General features: G+C 70.9%; 14 protein-coding genes. 7 read left to right on the top strand and 7 right to left on the bottom strand.

All coding sequences use genetic code 11. The features are described 5' to 3' along the window. Nucleotides 1-7: 7 nt before the first annotated feature. Nucleotides 8-1,000 carry a stage II sporulation protein M gene (locus F6A08_RS09035; RefSeq protein ID WP_151459289.1) on the top strand — a complete coding sequence of 331 codons (993 nt, stop codon included), beginning with the start codon at nucleotides 8-10 and terminating at the stop codon, nucleotides 998-1,000. A gap of 17 nt (nucleotides 1,001-1,017) precedes the next feature. On the opposite strand, the gene F6A08_RS09040 is transcribed toward F6A08_RS09035, so the two are convergent. The 5 genes from F6A08_RS09040 to F6A08_RS09060 form a co-directional block, all read right to left on the bottom strand. After that, on the bottom strand, nucleotides 1,018-2,325 hold the full coding sequence (locus F6A08_RS09040) for a DUF58 domain-containing protein (RefSeq protein WP_151459290.1): 1,308 nt from the start codon (nucleotides 2,323-2,325) through the stop codon (nucleotides 1,018-1,020). Then, nucleotides 2,326-3,249, bottom strand: coding sequence for an AAA family ATPase (locus F6A08_RS09045; protein ID WP_225855835.1), 924 nt, complete (start codon nucleotides 3,247-3,249; stop codon nucleotides 2,326-2,328). Nucleotides 3,250-3,344: 95 nt separating this feature from the next. Next, nucleotides 3,345-4,532, bottom strand: coding sequence for a DUF4350 domain-containing protein (locus F6A08_RS09050; RefSeq protein ID WP_151459291.1), 1,188 nt, complete (start codon nucleotides 4,530-4,532; stop codon nucleotides 3,345-3,347). After that, nucleotides 4,529-5,170: a DUF4129 domain-containing protein gene (locus F6A08_RS09055; RefSeq protein ID WP_151459292.1), complete on the bottom strand. Its 642-nt coding sequence runs from the start codon at nucleotides 5,168-5,170 to the stop codon at nucleotides 4,529-4,531. The genes F6A08_RS09050 and F6A08_RS09055 overlap by 4 nt, the downstream gene beginning before the upstream one ends. Further along, a complete protein-coding gene (locus F6A08_RS09060; RefSeq protein WP_151459293.1) occupies nucleotides 5,167-6,528 on the bottom strand; it encodes a glycerophosphoryl diester phosphodiesterase membrane domain-containing protein in 1,362 nt (453 codons plus the stop codon). The genes F6A08_RS09055 and F6A08_RS09060 overlap by 4 nt, the downstream gene beginning before the upstream one ends. 96 nt (nucleotides 6,529-6,624) lie before the next feature. Between F6A08_RS09060 and mtrA the strand changes: the two genes are divergently transcribed. From mtrA to hpf, 5 genes are all read left to right on the top strand, one after another. Next, nucleotides 6,625-7,305, top strand: coding sequence for an MtrAB system response regulator MtrA (gene mtrA / locus F6A08_RS09065; protein WP_017203238.1), 681 nt, complete (start codon nucleotides 6,625-6,627; stop codon nucleotides 7,303-7,305). Between the two features lie 7 nt (nucleotides 7,306-7,312). Further along, a complete protein-coding gene (gene mtrB, locus F6A08_RS09070; protein ID WP_124895255.1) occupies nucleotides 7,313-8,998 on the top strand; it encodes an MtrAB system histidine kinase MtrB in 1,686 nt (561 codons plus the stop codon). After that, nucleotides 8,995-10,713, top strand: coding sequence for an LpqB family beta-propeller domain-containing protein (locus tag F6A08_RS09075; RefSeq protein WP_017203236.1), 1,719 nt, complete (start codon nucleotides 8,995-8,997; stop codon nucleotides 10,711-10,713). The genes mtrB and F6A08_RS09075 overlap by 4 nt, the downstream gene beginning before the upstream one ends. A 92-nt stretch (nucleotides 10,714-10,805) precedes the next feature. Beyond that, nucleotides 10,806-11,453, top strand: a complete 648-nt coding sequence (locus F6A08_RS09080; RefSeq protein ID WP_124895257.1) for a ComF family protein — start codon at nucleotides 10,806-10,808, stop codon at nucleotides 11,451-11,453. A 131-nt stretch (nucleotides 11,454-11,584) separates the two neighbouring features. Then, on the top strand, nucleotides 11,585-12,241 hold the full coding sequence (hpf, locus tag F6A08_RS09085) for a ribosome hibernation-promoting factor, HPF/YfiA family (RefSeq protein ID WP_017203234.1): 657 nt from the start codon (nucleotides 11,585-11,587) through the stop codon (nucleotides 12,239-12,241). A 73-nt stretch (nucleotides 12,242-12,314) separates the two neighbouring features. Here hpf and F6A08_RS09090 read toward each other — a convergent pair whose 3' ends face one another. Then, a complete protein-coding gene (locus F6A08_RS09090; protein ID WP_151459294.1) occupies nucleotides 12,315-13,637 on the bottom strand; it encodes a coiled-coil domain-containing protein in 1,323 nt (440 codons plus the stop codon). A 103-nt stretch (nucleotides 13,638-13,740) separates the two neighbouring features. Continuing rightward, nucleotides 13,741-14,358, bottom strand: coding sequence for a PadR family transcriptional regulator (locus F6A08_RS09095; protein WP_017203233.1), 618 nt, complete (start codon nucleotides 14,356-14,358; stop codon nucleotides 13,741-13,743). A gap of 188 nt (nucleotides 14,359-14,546) precedes the next feature. Between F6A08_RS09095 and secA the strand changes: the two genes are divergently transcribed. After that, nucleotides 14,547-17,348, top strand: a complete 2,802-nt coding sequence (gene secA, locus F6A08_RS09100; protein WP_124895260.1) for a preprotein translocase subunit SecA — start codon at nucleotides 14,547-14,549, stop codon at nucleotides 17,346-17,348. The last annotated feature ends 56 nt before the right edge of the window (nucleotides 17,349-17,404 follow it).

Raw genomic sequence — 17,404 nt, forward strand, 5'->3', positions numbered from 1 at the left:
AAATCAGGTGGACGCCGATGCGCTGACCGATGCACGCCGCGCCGAGTGGGAGCGGCTCGACGAGCTCAGCCGTGCCCGTCTGGACGGTGCGGGAGTGGATGAGCTGATCGTCCGCTATCGCGCGGCGTCGGCCGACCTCGCCGAGCTCAAGACGTCGATCGGCGACTCCCCGCAGGGTGCGTATCTGTCGACCATCCTGGTGCGGGCACGGCTGCGTCTCACCGGCGCATCCGACAGCATCCTGACCCAGACCGCGCGCTTCTTCCGTCTGCAGCTGCCCGCCGCCCTGTACCGGCTGCGGTGGACGACACTGGTCATCGCGGTGGCCTTCATCGCGGTGGCGGTGGGCACCGCCGCCTGGATCTCGAGCGACCCCGCCCTCGTCGCCACGCTCGGCAACCCGGATGCCCTGAAGCAGTATGCGGACGAGAGCTTCACGGGGTACTACACCGAGAATCCGGCCGCGGTGTTCATGGGCATGGTCTGGACCAACAACGCCTGGATCGCGATGCAGTGCGTTCTCTTCGGCGTCACCGGCATCTGGCCGGTGTACATGCTGGTGCAGAACGCCATGGGGCTCGGCACGTCGGGCGCGGTGATGGCGGCACACGAGCATGCCGACCTCATGGTGCTGTACATCCTCCCGCACGGCATGCTCGAGATGACCTGCATCTTCGTGGCGGCCGCAGCCGGACTGCATGCGTTCTGGGCGTGGGTCGCGCCGGGGCGACGCACGCGCGGCGAGGCGCTCGCCGAGCAGGGCCGCGCCCTCGCGACCGTGGCGCTCGGGCTGGTCTTCGCCCTCTTCCTCGCCGGGCTGGTCGAGGGGTTCGTCACCGGATGGGCGCTGCCCTGGCCGCTGAAGATCGGCATCGGCGCGGCGGCGCTCGCGGTGTTCCTGATCTACATGCTCGTGGTCGGAGGGCGGGCGCACCGCTCGGGTGAGACGGGGGACCTCGTCGAATACGAGGCGGGCACTCCTCGCCTCGTCGCCGGCTGATCCCGTCCGCTCGGGGATCAGAGCCGGCCGGCCGCCTTCAGCTCCAGGTAGCGATCGGCGATCCGCGGCGGCAGGGCATCAGGGTCGGCGGCGATCGCCTCGCCCCCGGCGCGACGGATCGCGTCCGCGACGTCCTCGGCGTCGCGCAGGGTGCGCTCGGCCGCGGCGGCGAGGTAGACCTCTTCCCGGGAGCCGCGTCGACGCGCCAGCTCGGCGATGCCGTCGTCGGTGACGGAGCCGACGAGCACGGTGGTCGCCCGTGTCGCGTTCGGGAACGCTCCGAGGAATCCGCGGGCGGACTCGGCCGCGTCCTGCGCGGTCAGCGCGACGATCAGGGACGGGCGCGTGGTGAGCGTGCGCACGGCGGCGAACGCCCCGTGCCAGTCGGTGTCCACGAGGCGGGCGTGGATGGGGGCCATCGCGTCCGTCATCGCCGGCAGGAGCGCCGTGCCCTCCACGCCGGACACCCGCGCCCGCACGACGCGGTCGTACATCAGCAGGTGGACGTGGTCTCCGGCACGCGAGGCCAGCGCGGCGAGCAGCAGGGAGGCCTCGAGAGCGGCATCGAGCCGCGTGCCGTCTCCCACGCGGGCGGCGGCCGTGCGTCCGGTGTCGAGGATGATGACGACGTGGCGGTCGCGCTCCGGGCGCCACGTCCGCAGCATCGTGGTGCCGGCGCGGGCCGTGGCACGCCAGTCGATCGAGCGCACGTCGTCGCCCCGCACGTACTCGCGCAGCGAGTCGAACTCGGTGCCCTGGCCGCGCACCTGGATGCTCGTGTTGCCGTCGAGCTCGCGCAGCCGGGCGAGCCGGGACGGCAGGTGCTTGCGCGAGGCGAAGGCCGGCAGCACCGTGATCGCGCCGCGGACCGCATGCCGTGCCTGTCGGCCGGCGAGCCCGAGCGGGCCTCGGGAGCGGACCATCACGAACTCGCTGACGAGTTCTCCGCGCCGCCGCGGCAGGAGCGGAATCGCGACGCGTCGCCGCTCTCCCGCGGGGATGCTCAGCCGCTGCCGTTCCTCGGGGGCGCCCGCCGTCGGCTGCCAGGCGTCGCGGATCACCGCGTGCAGTGGCCGGGACCCGTGGTTGTGGACGGCCACGCTGACCGGGACGGGCTCGCCGAGACGCACGCGCCGGGGCAGGCGGCGGGTCACGGTCACGGACCGGGGACTCGCGGCGAGGAGCACGTCGAGACCGACCAGCAGCGCGCACAGCGCGAGCCAGACGCCCAGGACCGTGTACGCCGGAGAGCCCGCGAGCCCGGCGAGGACGAGCGGGACGACACCGACGGCGATGGCGACGGCGAGGCGGCCGGTGACGAACACCTAGATCGGAACCCTGGTCTGCTGCACGACCGAGGTGAGCACCGCATCGGCAGAGACACCCTCCATCTGGGCATCCGGTCGCAGCTGCAGGCGGTGGCGCCACACCGGCACCAGCATGGTCTGCACATGGTCGGGCGTCACTGCGGAGGAGGCGTTGAGCCACGCCCAGGCCTTGGCCGCCGCGAGCAGTCCGGTCGACGCGCGCGGGCTCGCGCCGAGCTCCACCGACGGCGACTGCCTGGTCGCGCGCGCGAGGTCGACGACGTACCCGAGGACGTCGTCGGTGACCTCGACGGCCGCCGCGGACTGCTGGGCCGCGCGGATCTCCTCGGCGGACACGACGGCCTCGACGCCCGTCAGCTCGCGCGGCGAGAAGCCCTCGGCATGCCGTCGGAGCACCGAGACCTCGGCGTCGCGCTCCGGCATGCCGACGACCAGCTTCATCAGGAACCGGTCGAGCTGAGCCTCGGGCAGGGAATAGGTGCCCTCGTGCTCGATCGGGTTCTGCGTCGCCGCGACCAGGAACGGGTCGGGCAGAGCACGGCTGACACCGTCCGCCGAGACCTGACGCTCCTCCATCGCCTCGAGCAGGGCGGCCTGCGTCTTCGGCGGAGTCCGGTTGATCTCGTCCGCGAGGAGGATGTGGGTGAAGACCGGGCCGGCGCGGAAGTCGAATTCTCCGGTGCGCGCGTCGTACACGAGCGAGCCCGTCACATCGCCCGGCATCAGGTCGGGGGTGAACTGCACGCGCTTGGTGTCGAGTCCGAGCGCGCGGGCGAAGGATCGCACGACGAGGGTCTTCGCGACCCCCGGCACCCCCTCGAGGAGGACGTGTCCGCGGGCGAGCAGAGCGACCAGCAGACCCGTGACGGTGCCGGCCTGGCCGACGACGGCCTTGTCGACCTCGGTGCGGACTCGGTGCATGGCCTGTCGGAGCGCGGCGTCGTCCGCGGTCTGATTCTCAACGGTCACGGGGTTCCCTCGGCTTGTCTCGGATGGATGGGAGTGTGCGTGGTCGGTCACGGGGTGTCCTTCGCGCTGCGGATGCTGTCGTCAACGGCGTCCTCCAGCGCTTCGAGCCGACGGGCGAGCTCGATCAGGGCGGCGTCGTCGTGGGGGAGCGGCCCGGACAGCTGCTCCTGCAGCGTGCCGCGAGGGACCCGGAGCCGATCCGCAGCCGCATCGGCGACGTCGTCCGCTCCGGCGTGGACGGCGAGGCCGAGGCGGCGGGCGAGTCGTCGCCGTGCGCCGTCGCGCAGCGCCTCTCCGGCATGCTGCGCGTCCGCGGCCTTCGCGGTGAGGCGCGCCCTGCCGTGCATGGTCTCCGAGGCGCGGACCGTGACCGGCAGCGTCTCGGCGACCAGGGGTCCGAAGCGCTGGCCCCGCCAGATCGCCGCGGCGATCCCGGCTGCGATCAGCAGGAGGATGGCCGGCGTGACCCAGGGCGGCGTGAGACTGCCCAGAGTGTCGACCGTCTCGCCTTCGATGTCCGAGTCGGCGAAGTTCGGGACGTACCAGACGACGCGGTCGGTCTGCGCGAGCAGAGCGAGAGCCAAGGCGGCGTTTCCGTCCTCGGCGAGGCCCTCGTTGTCGAACAGCCGGGTGCCCTCGACGACCGCCTGGCGGGGCCGCGATCGCGCGTCCACGAGGACCGCGGCGCCCTCGTCGTTCCGGAAGCACGCCTGGACGCCGTCGGCGGGGGAGAAGAGCCGGTCGGCGCGGATCGAGCCGACCTCGGCGAACTCGGGCAGGTCGCATCCGGGAGTGACCTCGGACAGCGCGCCGGTCGCGTTCTCGCCGATCTTCAGGGTGTTCAGCAGGTGGGTCCCGGCGGAGAGGAAGACGACGCGTTCCGCCGGCTCCATCAGCGTCTCCAGGGCTTCGTCGGTCAGCGTGTACGGGTTCGTCATCACGAGCGTCGCGTCCTGATCGATCGCGGCACGCGCCTCCGCACGAGATCGGTACACGGAGACGTCCACACCCTGTTCGCGCAGGATCTCGGCGAGAGCGAGCGCTCCGCCTTCGCCTGCACCTTCCGGATCGAGCGCACCCTGTGCCGCGGGTCCGGTGGCGGCGACGCGGAGCGCGGCGAAGGACACCAGCAGCACGAGGGCGACGACGATGCTCCATCCCGCGACGGTCCTGCCCCGGCGCGGTCGGGGATCTGCGGTGGACGGCAGCGCGGTCCCCTCGCGGACGGCCGTCATGCTGCCACCGCCTCGGTGCGACGGGCGCGAAGCCGTTCGTCGGTCGCCGCGAGCTCTCCATAGCTTGCCGCCGTCGCGCGGTGGCCGAGGTAGCGGACGTCGTCGAAGGCGACGGCGGCGCGGCGCAGGGCGTCCGACTCGTCGGCGAACACCGCGCTCGCCTCACGCGCGATGGCCTGCGCGGTGGCGCCGGGGGCCGGATCGATCAGGTCGCGCTCCAGCAGTCCGCGCGCCAGCGCCCGGTAGCGGAGGACGGTCGCCGCATCCCAGTCGCCCTCCCTGGCGCTGCGTTCGGCGTCGGACCGCAGCTGCGCGGCGGTGCGGTCATCGCTCGCTCCGAGCAGATCGAGGCGTCCGCGGCGAACGGCACGCGAACGGCGCGGGCGTCCCCAGATGAGGAGTGCCGCGACCAGAGCAGCAGCGATGATGACGATGACGATGATGAGCGCGGACGGGCCGACGCCCGCCCCGTTCTCCGAGCTGAACAGGTCGGCGAGAAAGCGCCCGACGTCGCGGGCGAGCAGGTCGAACCACGTCGGCTTGGCATCCGCGTAGCGCGGGTTGGACAGTTCCTCTTCCGCCCAGCGTCTGGCGTCATCCCCATCCGGGACGAACGCGTCGTCGATGCGTCGGATCATGTCGTCGCGTCGCTGCCGGGCGCCGTCCACTCGTTCCCGGTCGGGGCGGAGCGCGGCTCGGGGTCACGCGGGGGCGGAGGGGGAGGGAACGCGACATCCGCGGCGGGCCGCGGCGCCGGGGCCTGCGGTGCTGCAGCGAGGTACGGCGCGGGAGGGTATGTCCGGCCGGGGTGTGTCTGGCCGGGGTACGGTGCCGGCGGGGCGGGATAGCCCGGGGCTCCGGTCGGCGCATACAGGCCGGCCTGCGTCATCAGCACGTGTTCGGGAACCTGCCGCGGCGGGGGTGCGGAGGTGACGGCACGCGAGGGGTCGACGGCGAACGGATCGCCCAGCTGCTCGTCGGTCCAGCCGAGCTCTCGACGCTCGACGTGGCTGAGCAGGGTCTGATCGAGTCCCTCGTACCGCATCCGGCAGTCGAGGTAGACCAGAGCGGACCCGGTGCTCTGCACGACGAGGGCGATGGCCTGGATGACGAGCAGCAGGATCTGCGGGGCGATGAGGGTGAGGGCGTAGCCGACGACGGCGCTCGGCCCCTCCGCCCCGGTCGGAGCGACCACCGAGCCGAGGAGCGAGCTGAGCAGAGTGGCCGGGATGCCGACCACCTGCGCCGCCAGTCCCATGATGGCGCTGATGAGGAACATGACCCCGAATGCGACCCAGAACCGGCCGCGCGTGAGGCGCCAGGAGCGCACGAACGCCTCGCGGAATCGGGCGCGCTCCAGCACGAGGATGGACGGGACGAGCAGGAGCTTGGTCGTGAGCCACACGCCGAGCGGGATGCACAGGAGCACGATGAGGATCATGACCACGACGACGAGACCGACCAGCTCCCCCCTGTCGCCGAGCCCGCCGGCGAGGAGACCGGCGGCGACGGCCGCGACGATCATGAAGGCCCCGAACACGGCCACGACCGACAGCGAGGCGAATCCGGCGAGACGCCAGAACGCCGGGGTCATCCGGCGCCACAGCATGCGCAGCGTCGCCTTCACACCGATCGCGGCATAGCCGATCTCGGCCGCGACGACTCCCTGCATCATCGCCGTGAACGCGATCGATGCGAGTCCCACCGCGAGTCCGGCGATCAGGTTGATGGCCACGGTCCCGGCGAACACCGCTTCGAAGTCGGGAGACGAGGGGGAGACCGTGGAGAGCCGGGTGAAGGTGGTGAACAGCACGAGTCCCATGACCGTCGCCGTCGCGATCACCACCACCAGCTGGATGGCGACGGCGAATCCGAAGAGCACCTTCGGATTGTGGCGGAGAGCCGCGAAGGCCTTGCCCAGGAGCATCCCGAAGGTCAGCGGATGAAGGGGGATGATCCCCTTCTTCGGGGCAGGCGTCCACGTCTGGCCACTCAATGGCACTCCCTTCGTCGTGCGCTCCCATCGTGTCATATCCGCGGCGTGGAGCGCAGACCTGCGGCACGCGGGACTCGGTGCCATAAGGTAACTGTTATGACCTCACGCATTCTCGTGGTCGACGACGACACAGCGCTCGCCGAGATGATCGGGATCGTGCTGCGCACCGAGGGCTTCGAGCCGGTCTTCTGCGCCGATGGTGCGCGGGCCGTCGACGAATGGCGCGCCCAGCGCCCGGATCTGGTGCTGCTCGACCTCATGCTGCCCGGCATGGACGGGATCGAGATCTGCACCCGCATCCGCGCGGAATCGGGGGTGCCCATCATCATGCTCACGGCACGCAGCGACACGGCCGACGTGGTCAGGGGTCTCGAGGTCGGCGCTGACGACTACATGGTCAAGCCCTTCAACCCGAAGGAGCTCGTCGCGCGCATCCGCACCCGCCTGCGTCCGACGCCCCAGACGACCAGCGAGCAGCTGCGGGTCGGCGATCTGACCGTCGACGTCGACGCGCACGAGGTGCGTCGCGGCACCACCCCGATCGCGCTGACCCCGTTGGAGTTCCAGCTGCTCGTCGCGCTGGCGTCGAAGCCGCAGCAGGTCTTCTCGCGCGAGATGCTCCTCGAACAGGTGTGGGGTTACCACTACAAAGCAGACACCCGTCTGGTGAACGTGCACGTGCAGCGTCTGCGCGCCAAGGTCGAACTCGACCCGGACAATCCGAAGATCGTGATGACCGTGCGCGGCGTGGGTTACCGTGCCGGGACGGTCGCATAGGAGCACGATGGCCGCGACCACAGCGACCACCACGACGGTCGCCGTGCTGCGCGACTGGCGCGGGTGGCCGGCGATGCTCGGCCTCCTCTGGCGTCGGTCGCTGCGCTTCCGCACTCTCTCGATCACGCTGATCGCGACGTCGCTCGCGATTCTGATCACCTGCGTGACGATGGCTCTGGTGATCCAGAACGACCTGTTCATCTCACGGAAGAACGTGGCCCTGGAGGATGCCAGGCGCGCCGTCGACCAGGTGCAGGCGACGCTCGACGTGGCGGAGGTGGGGGACGACCCCGCCGCCCTCACGGAGCTGTGGAACGGCGTGCAGAGCACCCTCGCCCGGACGTCGAGCACCGATCAGCTGGCCGGCTACCCGATCGACAACGATTCGGACGGCATCCGCTTGAACGGCTTCGAGGCGCGGTTGAGCGCCGACCTGCTGAGCCCGGAACTCCGTGCCCGCGTGGTCGAGCTCGCCGACCGGCAGCAGTGGCAGTCGATCGCGCTCCCGGCGGAGGACGGCGGGGAGACGCCGGGCATCGTCGTCGGACAGCAGCTGCTGGTGCCGGAGGCGGGGGCGTTCGAGATCTACTTCGCCTACGACCTCGGCGACGCCGACCAGACCCTCGTGTTCGTGCAGCGGACCCTCTGGATCGCAGGGATCGGACTCGTCGCGATCGTCGCGGCGATCTCCTGGATCGTCCTGCGGGCGGTCTCCGCCCCGATCGTGCAGGCCGCCGAGACCAGTGCCCGTCTCGCGGCCGGAGACCTCGGCGTGCGCCTCGAGGTCCACGGCGAGGACGAGCTGGCGACTCTGGGGCGCTCGTTCAATGCCATGGCCGACAGCATCGAGGCGCAGATCAAGGAGCTCGGCGAGCTGTCGATGGTGCAGCAGCGCTTCGTCTCCGACGTCTCGCACGAACTGCGCACGCCGCTGACGACGATCCGCCTCGCCGCGGACATGCTGAACGATCAGCGCGGCGAGTTCGACCCCACGACCGCGCGGACGGCAGAGCTGCTCCATGCGCAGGTCCAGCGGTTCGAGACGCTGCTGTCCGACCTGCTCGAGATCAGCCGGTACGACGCCGGTTCGGTGCAGCTGGAGCTGGAGGCGACGAGCCTCGCCCACCTGGCGGAGGACATCATCGAGCAGATGCGACCGCTCGCCGAGACCCGCGGGACCGAACTCCGACTCGTCGCGCCCGGGGGCTATTCGCCGGTCGACATGGATCCGCGACGGGTGCGGCGGGTGCTGCGCAACCTGATCGGCAACGCGATCGAGCACGGGGAGGGGCGTCCCGTGGTGATCACGGTCGACAGCAACCAGCACGCCGTGGCGGCCGGGGTGCGCGACTTCGGACTGGGCATGCAGCCGGCGGATGTGGAGCGGGTGTTCGACCGCTTCTGGCGCGCCGACCCGTCTCGCCAGCGCACCATCGGCGGCACAGGGCTCGGGCTCTCGATCGCCCTCGGTGATGCGACGCTGCACGGCGGCACGCTCGCCGTGTGGTCCGAGTTCGGGGTCGGGACGAACTTCGTGCTCACGATCCCGCGGCGCGACGGCGTCCTCGACGGGCCGAGTCCCATCCCGATCGAGCCGCAGGAGCCCCTCGCCGAGATCGGCGACGCGACGCAGCCCATCTCGCTGACCGATGCGCCGGCCGGGCTGTTCGACGACGAGGAGGAGCGGTCATGAGTCGACGGACCGGACGACGGTCGCTGCGCGTGATGGCCCTGGCGGTCGCGGCGCTCCTGCTGCCGGCCTGTGCGGGGCTCCCGACGAGCGGCGGCGTCTCCGTAGGACTCAAGCTCGGCGAATCCGAGCAGGAGGTCGACTTCCTCCCCGTCGCGTCCGGCCCCATCACCGGTGCCGGACCGGAGCAGATCGTCGAGGGCTTCCTGGAAGCGGGCATCACGACGACGGACAACTGGGACACCGCCCGCGACTTCCTCGCCCCGTCGCTGCAGCGCACGTGGCGACCCAGCGCCGGAGTCTCGATCGACCTCGGCGTCGACACCAGGACCATCACCTCCTCCGTTCCCGACGACGCTGTCGAAGACGCCGATACGGCAGAGGTGCAGGTACTGCTCGATCTCGTCGCCAGCGTCGACGACTCCGGAGGCTACTCGGAGGCGCTCGGACCCTCGCCCGTCCCGTTCACCCTCGAGCGGATGGAGGACGGAGAATGGCGCATCACCGATGCGCCGGACGGGGTCGTGATCGACGAGCAGCGGTTCCCGAACGTCTTCGAGGGGTACCCCCTGCAGTACTTCGACCTCGCCTGGTCGCGCCTGGTGCCGGACATGCGCTGGTTCCCCCGCCGACAGAGCCCGGCCACCACGGTCACGCAGCAGCTCATCGGGGGCGGGCCGAGCGACTGGCTCAAGCCCGCGGTGCAGACGGCGTTCCCCGCGGATGTGCAGCTCGCCCAGGACGCGGTTCCGATCGTCGGACAGGTGGCGGAGGTCGCCCTCACCCGCCCGGCGGCCGGACTCGATCCGACCACCCTCTCCCGCATGCGCACCCAACTCCAGTCCACGCTGCGTGCGGCGGGGGTCGCCGTGACCCAGGTGCGGTTCACGGTCGACGGACGTGCGCTGGACGCGGGCGTCGTCGACGTCGTCGAGCCGCCGGCCGAGGTCGGCACCCTCGTGCTGAAGGACGGCGCGTTCGGCCGGATCGTCGGCGACGAGATCTCGCCGATCGACGGCATCAGCGCGGAGGTGGCCCGGCTCCCGCAGCCGGTGCTCTCCCTCGACCTGGCTGCGGACGACTCGCGGGCCGCCGTGCAGCTCGCCGACCGCCACGTGTATCTCGTCCGGGAGGGCGCCGTCGACGAGCTGGACGACCGTTCCGGGCTCATCGAGCCTTCGATCGACCCGTACGGCTACACCTGGACGGTGCCGCGGAGCACTCCGAGCGCGCTGCAGGTGACGGGGAGCGACGTCGCCCCTCTCGAGGTCGCGAACGCGTGGCCCACCGCCTCGTCCGTGTCCGCGATGCGCGTCTCGGCCGACGGGGCGCGCGTGGCCGCCGTCCTGACCGTCGGCAAGCAGATCTGGGTGGTCGTCGCCGCGGTCGTCCGTGACTCCTCCGGCGCGCCGACGGAGCTCGGCGACGTGAAGCCCCTCGTGCAGCTCTCCGGCCAGGCCTCGGCGCTCGGGTGGGTGGGAGCCGATCGCCTCGCGGTGCTGGTCGATCCCAGCAACCCGCGGCTCATCACCCAGGTCGTCGGGGGACCGGGGTCGGCGGAGGCCGCCCCGAGCACGGCCGTCTCGGCGGCCGGTGCCCGGACGTCCGCCGGGGTGCGGATCCTCGGCTCGGACGGCGCGCTGTTCGCGCACGCGGGCTCGGCCTGGCGCGAGATCGCGTCGGGGGTCTCCGTCCTCGCCACGCGCGCCGGGGAATGACCCTTCCTGCACCGGCGGCCCCTGCCGCGCTGTTCTGATCACGGACGGGCGCTGCGGTCCCCGCCCGGGGACCGCAGCCGCACAATCGTCCGATGGTGACCAAGGATGATGTGGCGCGGGTCGGTGCCGAGCTGGCGGCGTTCCTCCTCGCCGCCTCGTGCGCCGGATGCGGCGAACCGGGTGCCCTGCTGTGCGGGCGATGCCGACGCGCGGTCACGGCGGATCCCCAGGCCGGTACGACGCCGCGCGGGATGGCTTTCCGCGCCGCACTGCCGTTCGAGGGCGTCACGGCGCGCTGCATCCGGCGGCTCAAGGGCGAGGGCGACACGTTCCTCGCACGGCCCCTCGGCGCCGCGCTCGGCGAGGTCCTGCTGCCCGCGATGACGCCGATGACGTGGGTCGTGCCGGTGCCGACGGCGCGCGCAGCCTTCCGCCGGCGCGGCTACCGCGTCCCCGAGCTCCTGCTCCGTCGGGCCGGCGTCGAGCCGCAGCGGGTGCTCACGCGCGCGGCGGGGACCACCGAGCAGAAGCGGCTGGGGGCCGCGGCACGGGAGGAGAACGTGCGCGGGGCGATGCGGGCCCGCCGATCCGGGCGCGGCGCGGAAACGCTGATCGTCGACGACGTCGTCACGACCGGCGCCACACTCGACGAGGCGGCTCGCGCGCTGGAGGAGGCCGGTTTCCGTGTCGTCGGCGCCGTCGCGCTCGCCGCCACGCCGCGCCGGGAAGGATTCGGATGAAGCTCATGGCGAACTCGACGCAGACATCAGGGTGAGACCCGTGACATCCGTCGGCGGTCGGACTACGGTGGGGTGTCACAAGGCGACCACGGTCCGCCCTTGGCCGGGAGGACCGGGACAAGGAGGCAGCAATGGAAACGAGCATCGTCGGCGTCGGAGTGGGTATCACCGATCGCTTCCGAACCGTTGTCGAAGAGAAGATCGCCAAGATTCAGATGCTGGCGTCACGAGCGCAGCGTCTGGACGTGAAGGTCACGCATCGCGTCTACCGCAACGGCCGTATCCCGGATGAGACGGTCGAGCTGACACTGATCGGCAAGGGTCCGGTGGTGCGCGCCGAGGCGACGGACGGCGACAAGTTCGTCGCCCTCGACCTGGCCGTCGACAAGATGGCCGAACAGCTGCGCCGTGCGAAGGAGAAGCGGGTCGACGGCAGACAGCACCCGCGCGGCGCCCACTTCGAGAAGGAGAGCGGAGCCCTCGAGGGAATCGACGTGCAGCCGGCATCGGCAGACGTGCTCCATGCCGTCGCCACCGGCAGCGTTCCGGTGCAGCAGACCGAGGAAGAGGAGTACTCGCCGGTCGTCATCCGCACCAAGAGCTTCGACGCGGAGTGGATGACCGTCGAGGAGGCCGTCGATCGGATGGAGCTCGTCGGACACGACTTCTTCCTGTTCGTCGACGTCCGCACGGATCACCCGAGCGTCGTCTACCGGCGCAAGGGCTGGGACTACGGCGTGATCGCGCTCAGCACCCAGGCGCCGCCGTCGCAGGCTCTCGCCTCCTGACGCGGACAGCGGAACGGCCCGGCCCCTCTCGGGGTCGGGCCGTTCCTGTGCTGTCGGGGCTCGCCGTGGCCGGTCAGTCGAAGATGCCGTCGAGCAGGCTGCCGATGACCAGACCGCCGAGGATGCCGGAGGCGAGGTCTCCACCGCCGCCACCGCGCCGCGGTCCGCCGCCCCAGCCTCCGCCGCCCCAGTCCTGCCCGGGAGGACGGGAGGAGTCGATGTCGCGCTGGGCGAGCTGCAGGGCCTCGGAGGCGAGGTGGGCGACACGGCGCGCCTGCAGGAGCGCGGCCTCGCGTGTGTCCTCCGCAGGGAGCAGATCGGACAGGTCGACGCGCAGGCGCTCCGCCTCGGCCAGGCGTGTCCGTGCGTCCGCGCCGATCCAGCCGCGATGTCCGGCGATGAGTCCGCGCGCCACCCCGAGCTGACGATCCGCGTCATCGATGGCGTGCTGCACCTGGGCGATGCTCGGGAGGGGGTTCTCGGCGCGGTGCCGGGCCTTGGCGATCGCCTCGTCCAGCGCCGAGTTCGCCTCCCGCAGCTGCGAGAGCTCCGCGAAGGGGTCGTTCGGGGTGCCGGAGGGCGTCAGGGCGGCGAGGGCGGACTGGAGCGCGCTGACCGCCTGGGCCACCTCCGGGGTGGCGGGCGCGTTGCGCGCCGCGATCAGGTCGCCGCGGGAATCCGCCACGACCTCGGCGAGCGTTGATTCGGCGCGCAGCGCCTCGATCTCGAAGTCCTCGACCGCGTCCAGCAGCGCCGACGCGCGCCGTGTGGCCTCGGTCGCGGTCTCGAGGGCGACGTTCGCCTCCTCGTTCTGCTTCGCGGCGCGACGGCGCTCCGAGACGTCGGCGCTGTGCGTGGCGAAGCTGATGAGCTGCTCCGCCTCGGCGGCGCTCGCCGTGATCTGGTGCATCGCCGACTCGGCGTAGCGGGCGGCCAGTCGCTGGATCGCTTCTCTCGTCTGCGGGATCCTCGCGCTCAGCGCCGCAGCGTCGGCTCGCACCTGCGCGATGATCTCCGGTGCGCGGCGCACCTTGGCGACGGACTCGGCGAGGACGGCCGTCTTCTCGTCGAGGAGATCCTGCGCCCAGTCGCAGAGCTGCAGGATGCGGGCGTTCCGCGTGCGCAGCTCCTCGGGGGTGTCCGGGATCTCGTCGTGGTTGAGCTGGTGCAGCTGAAAGGCCTCCCGCAGGTGCGTCCGCACCGCGGCCAGTGCCCGGCGCAGGTCGGCCGTCAGCGATTCGCCGAGCTCGGCCTCGGCGAACGAGAGCTCATCGGTGGTCGTGCGGATCCGCTCGTCCGCGCCGACGAGGGCCTGCTCCGCACGCCGGGCGAGGTCGGCATCCTGTGCGGCGAGCTCTTCCTGTTCGCGTTTGCGTCTGCCCCAAAATCCAGCCATGAACCGATCCTAGTTTCCCGCGCGCCTGCGCTGGCTGAGCATCCGCTCCGGGCGAACGGCGATCGGCGGCGATGAAGGGTGGCGGTGCGGCGCTTCGGGGGCGTCACGCGGCCGGCACATGGTCCGCGACCAGGGCGGCCGCCTTGGCGGGACGCCCTCGTTTGGGGCGCTCGGCCGTGAGCTCGAGGGCCACGGCGTGCCGCGGGTGCGCGGCGAGCCGTCGCTCGACATGGTCGAGCCAGCGGACCTCGGCCTCGGCGGCGAAGATCTGCGAGTCGACCACGAGCGACCAGGCCAGCTCCTCCGGCGTCTCCTCGTCGCGCTCCGTGCGTCGAAGCCGCAGCTGCTCCAACTGGAACATCGACGCCGCGCGCTGCGCCCGGATCGCCGCGGACGCGTCGACTCCCGGCAGCGTGGCCGCGACGGCGAGCTTGATGGCGAGCTCGTCCCTGGTTCCCTGACCGCGGACGACGGGGGAGGAGAGCCAGCGGTCGACCTCGTCCGCTCCGGCCGGGGTGATCTCCCAGTACACGTGGCCGTGGTCATCGGTCGCTCCGCGGCGCACCAGGCCGTCGCGCTCGAGCCGTTCCAGGGTGTTGTAGATCTGCCCGACGTTGAGCGGCCAGACCGAACCGGTACGGCGATCGAACTCGTGCCGCAGCTGGTATCCGTAGCAGGGGCCCTGCGCGAGGATGGCGAGCAGGCTCTGGCGTACGGACATGTCGTCTCCTGTCGCGGTCCGGTCGAATGCGATACCGAGTATATGGATACCCGGCAACCTCGCTGCACGACGCGCTGTCCGGTCTTGCAGGCGACGTGCAGGTCACAGGCCGGTAACATGGCAAAGCATGCCTGGCGTCGGGTTCACCGGCGGCCGGCGATTTACCCACTGACAGGGAGATGACATCCGTGGCCAATCCTCTTGAGAAGCTGCTGCGCGCCGGTGAAGGGCGCGTCATCCGCCGCCTGAATCAGGTCGTCAAGGCAGTGGGGGCGCTGGAAGAGGACATCTCCAAGCTCACCGACGACGAACTGCGCAACGAGACCACCGAGCTGCGCGCGCGTTACGAGAAGGGCGAGACCCTCGATCAGCTGATGCCGGAGGCGTTCGCCGCCGTCCGCGAGGCCGCCAAGCGCACCCTCGGCATGCGCGCGTACGACGTGCAGATCATGGGTGGCGCCGCCCTCCACCTGGGCAACATCGCCGAGATGAAGACCGGTGAGGGCAAGACCCTCGTCGCCACGCTGCCCGCGTACCTGAACGCGATCGCGGGCAAGGGCGTGCACGTCATCACGGTCAACGACTTCCTCGCCAGCTACCAGGCCGAGCTGATGGGTCGCGTCTTCCGCGCCCTCGGCATGACCACCGGCATCATCGTCTCCGGCCAGACCCCCGCGGTGCGCCGCGAGCAGTACGCCGCCGACATCACCTACGGCACGAACAACGAGTTCGGCTTCGACTATCTGCGCGACAACATGGCGTGGCGCAAGGAGGACCTCGTCCAGCGCGAGCACTTCTTCGCGATCGTCGACGAGGTCGACTCGATCCTCATCGACGAGGCGCGGACCCCGCTCATCATCTCCGGCCCCTCGTCGGGCGAGGCCAACCGCTGGTTCGCCGAGTTCGCGAAGATCGCTCGCACTCTCGTCGCCGGTGAGGACTACGAGGTCGACGAGAAGAAGCGCACCGTCGGCGTGCTCGAGCCCGGCATCGAGAAGGTCGAGGACTACCTCGGCATCGACAACCTCTACGAGTCCGCCAACACGCCGCTCATCTCCTTCCTGAACAACTCGATCAAGGCGCTCGCCCTGTTCAAGAAGGACACCGACTACGTCGTGATGAACGACGAGGTCATGATCGTCGACGAGCACACCGGCCGCATCCTCGTCGGGCGCCGCTACAACGAGGGCATCCACCAGGCCATCGAGGCCAAGGAGGGCGTGCCGGTCAAGGCCGAGAACCAGACCCTCGCGACCGTCACGCTGCAGAACTACTTCCGCCTGTACGACAAGCTCGCCGGCATGACCGGTACCGCCGAGACCGAGGCGGCGGAGTTCATGTCGACCTACAAGCTCGGCGTGATCCCGATCCCGACGAACAAGCCGATGATCCGCAAGGACCAGTCCGACCTCGTCTACAAGAACGAGACCGCGAAGTTCGCCCAGGTCGTCGAGGACATCGCCGAGCGCCACGCGAACGGCCAGCCGGTCCTGGTCGGCACCGTCAGCGTCGAGAAGAGCGAGTACCTCTCGCGACTGCTCGCCAAGAAGGGCATCAAGCACGAGGTGCTCAACGCGAAGAACCACGCGCGCGAGGCGGAGATCGTGGCCCGCGCCGGACGTCTGGGTGCGGTGACCGTCGCGACCAACATGGCCGGTCGTGGAACCGACATCATGCTCGGTGGGAACGCCGAGTTCCTCGCGGTGCAGGAACTCAAGGGCAAGGGTCTCGACCCCGTCGAGACGCCCGAGGAGTACGAGATCGCATGGGACGAGACGTACGAGGCGATGAAGGAGGTCGTCGCCGAGGAGGCCGCCAAGGTCATCGAGGCCGGCGGTCTGTACGTGCTCGGCACGGAGCGCCACGAGTCCCGTCGCATCGACAACCAGCTGCGCGGTCGTTCCGGCCGTCAGGGCGACCCCGGTGAGAGCCGCTTCTACTTGAGCCTCACCGACGATCTGATGCGCCTGTTCCAGTCGGGCGCCGCCGAGGCCATCCTCGCGCGCACCAACTTCCCGGACGACGTGCCGATCGAGTCCGGGCTCGTGTCCCGCGCCATCCGCAGCGCGCAGTCCCAGGTCGAGGCGCGCAACGCCGAGATGCGCAAGAACGTCCTCAAGTACGACGACGTCCTCAACCGTCAGCGCGAGGCGATCTACGCCGACCGTCGGCAGATCCTGCAGGGCGACGACATCGCCGACCGGGTGCAGCACTTCATCGAGGACGCCATCAGCGGCGTCGTCCGCGACCACACCGGCGAGGGCCACAACGAGAGCTGGGACTTCGACGCCCTCTGGACCGAGCTCAAGACGCTCTACCCCGTCAGCGTGACGATCGACGAGGTCGTCTCCGAGGCCGCGGGCCGCAAGGGCGGCATCACGGCGGAGGGCCTCACGCGAGAGCTCCTCTCGGACGCGAAGATCGCGTACGAGAAGCGCGAGGAGTCCCTCGGCGAGGCCGCCACCCGCGAACTCGAGCGTCGTGTCGTGCTGCAGGTGCTCGATCGCCGCTGGCGCGACCACCTCTACGAGATGGACTACCTCAAGGACGGCATCGGCCTGCGTGCGATGGCCCAGCGCGACCCGCTCATCGAGTACCAGCGCGAGGGGTACGCGATGTTCCAGTCGATGATGGGGCAGATCAAGGAGGAGTCGGTCGGCTACCTCTACAACCTCGAGGTCGAGGTCCGCCGCGCGGGCGATTCCGACACCGCCGAGGTCGAGGCCAAGGGCCTCGCCACGGGCGGCGGAGAGCAGCGCCTGGAGTACTCCGCGGCGAACGACGCGGGCGAGGTCGAGGTCCGCAACGACCGCGGGCAGGTGCAGCAGGCGGCGACGGATCGCGTCCGCCAGGCGGCCGCGCGCGCTCAGGCTCCGCAGGCCGAGCCGGAAGAGGCGCCGCGCGGCGCCTTCGGGCAGCGGACGGACGCCGAGCCGCCCGCCGCCGGCAACCGCGAGCAGCGTCGGGCGCAGAGCAAGAAGAAGAAGTAGTCACGCGCCGAGAAGGAGGGCCAGTCCGTGTGGATTGGCCCTCCTTTCGTCGCTGT

It is taken from the genome of Microbacterium algeriense (assembly GCF_008868005.1).
Classification (GTDB): Bacteria; Actinomycetota; Actinomycetes; order Actinomycetales; family Microbacteriaceae; genus Microbacterium; species Microbacterium algeriense.

Coding starts and splice junctions, on each gene's coding strand:
- F6A08_RS09045 (WP_225855835.1), bottom strand. CDS start 3,249: ATGCACCGAGTCCGCACCGAGGTCGACAAGGCCGTCGTCGGCCAGGCC.
- F6A08_RS09050 (WP_151459291.1), bottom strand. CDS start 4,532: ATGACGGCCGTCCGCGAGGGGACCGCGCTGCCGTCCACCGCAGATCCC.
- F6A08_RS09055 (WP_151459292.1), bottom strand. CDS start 5,170: ATGATCCGACGCATCGACGACGCGTTCGTCCCGGATGGGGATGACGCC.
- mtrA (WP_017203238.1), top strand. CDS start 6,625: ATGACCTCACGCATTCTCGTGGTCGACGACGACACAGCGCTCGCCGAG.
- mtrB (WP_124895255.1), top strand. CDS start 7,313: ATGGCCGCGACCACAGCGACCACCACGACGGTCGCCGTGCTGCGCGAC.
- F6A08_RS09075 (WP_017203236.1), top strand. CDS start 8,995: ATGAGTCGACGGACCGGACGACGGTCGCTGCGCGTGATGGCCCTGGCG.
- F6A08_RS09080 (WP_124895257.1), top strand. CDS start 10,806: ATGGTGACCAAGGATGATGTGGCGCGGGTCGGTGCCGAGCTGGCGGCG.
- hpf (WP_017203234.1), top strand. CDS start 11,585: ATGGAAACGAGCATCGTCGGCGTCGGAGTGGGTATCACCGATCGCTTC.
- F6A08_RS09090 (WP_151459294.1), bottom strand. CDS start 13,637: ATGGCTGGATTTTGGGGCAGACGCAAACGCGAACAGGAAGAGCTCGCC.
- F6A08_RS09095 (WP_017203233.1), bottom strand. CDS start 14,358: ATGTCCGTACGCCAGAGCCTGCTCGCCATCCTCGCGCAGGGCCCCTGC.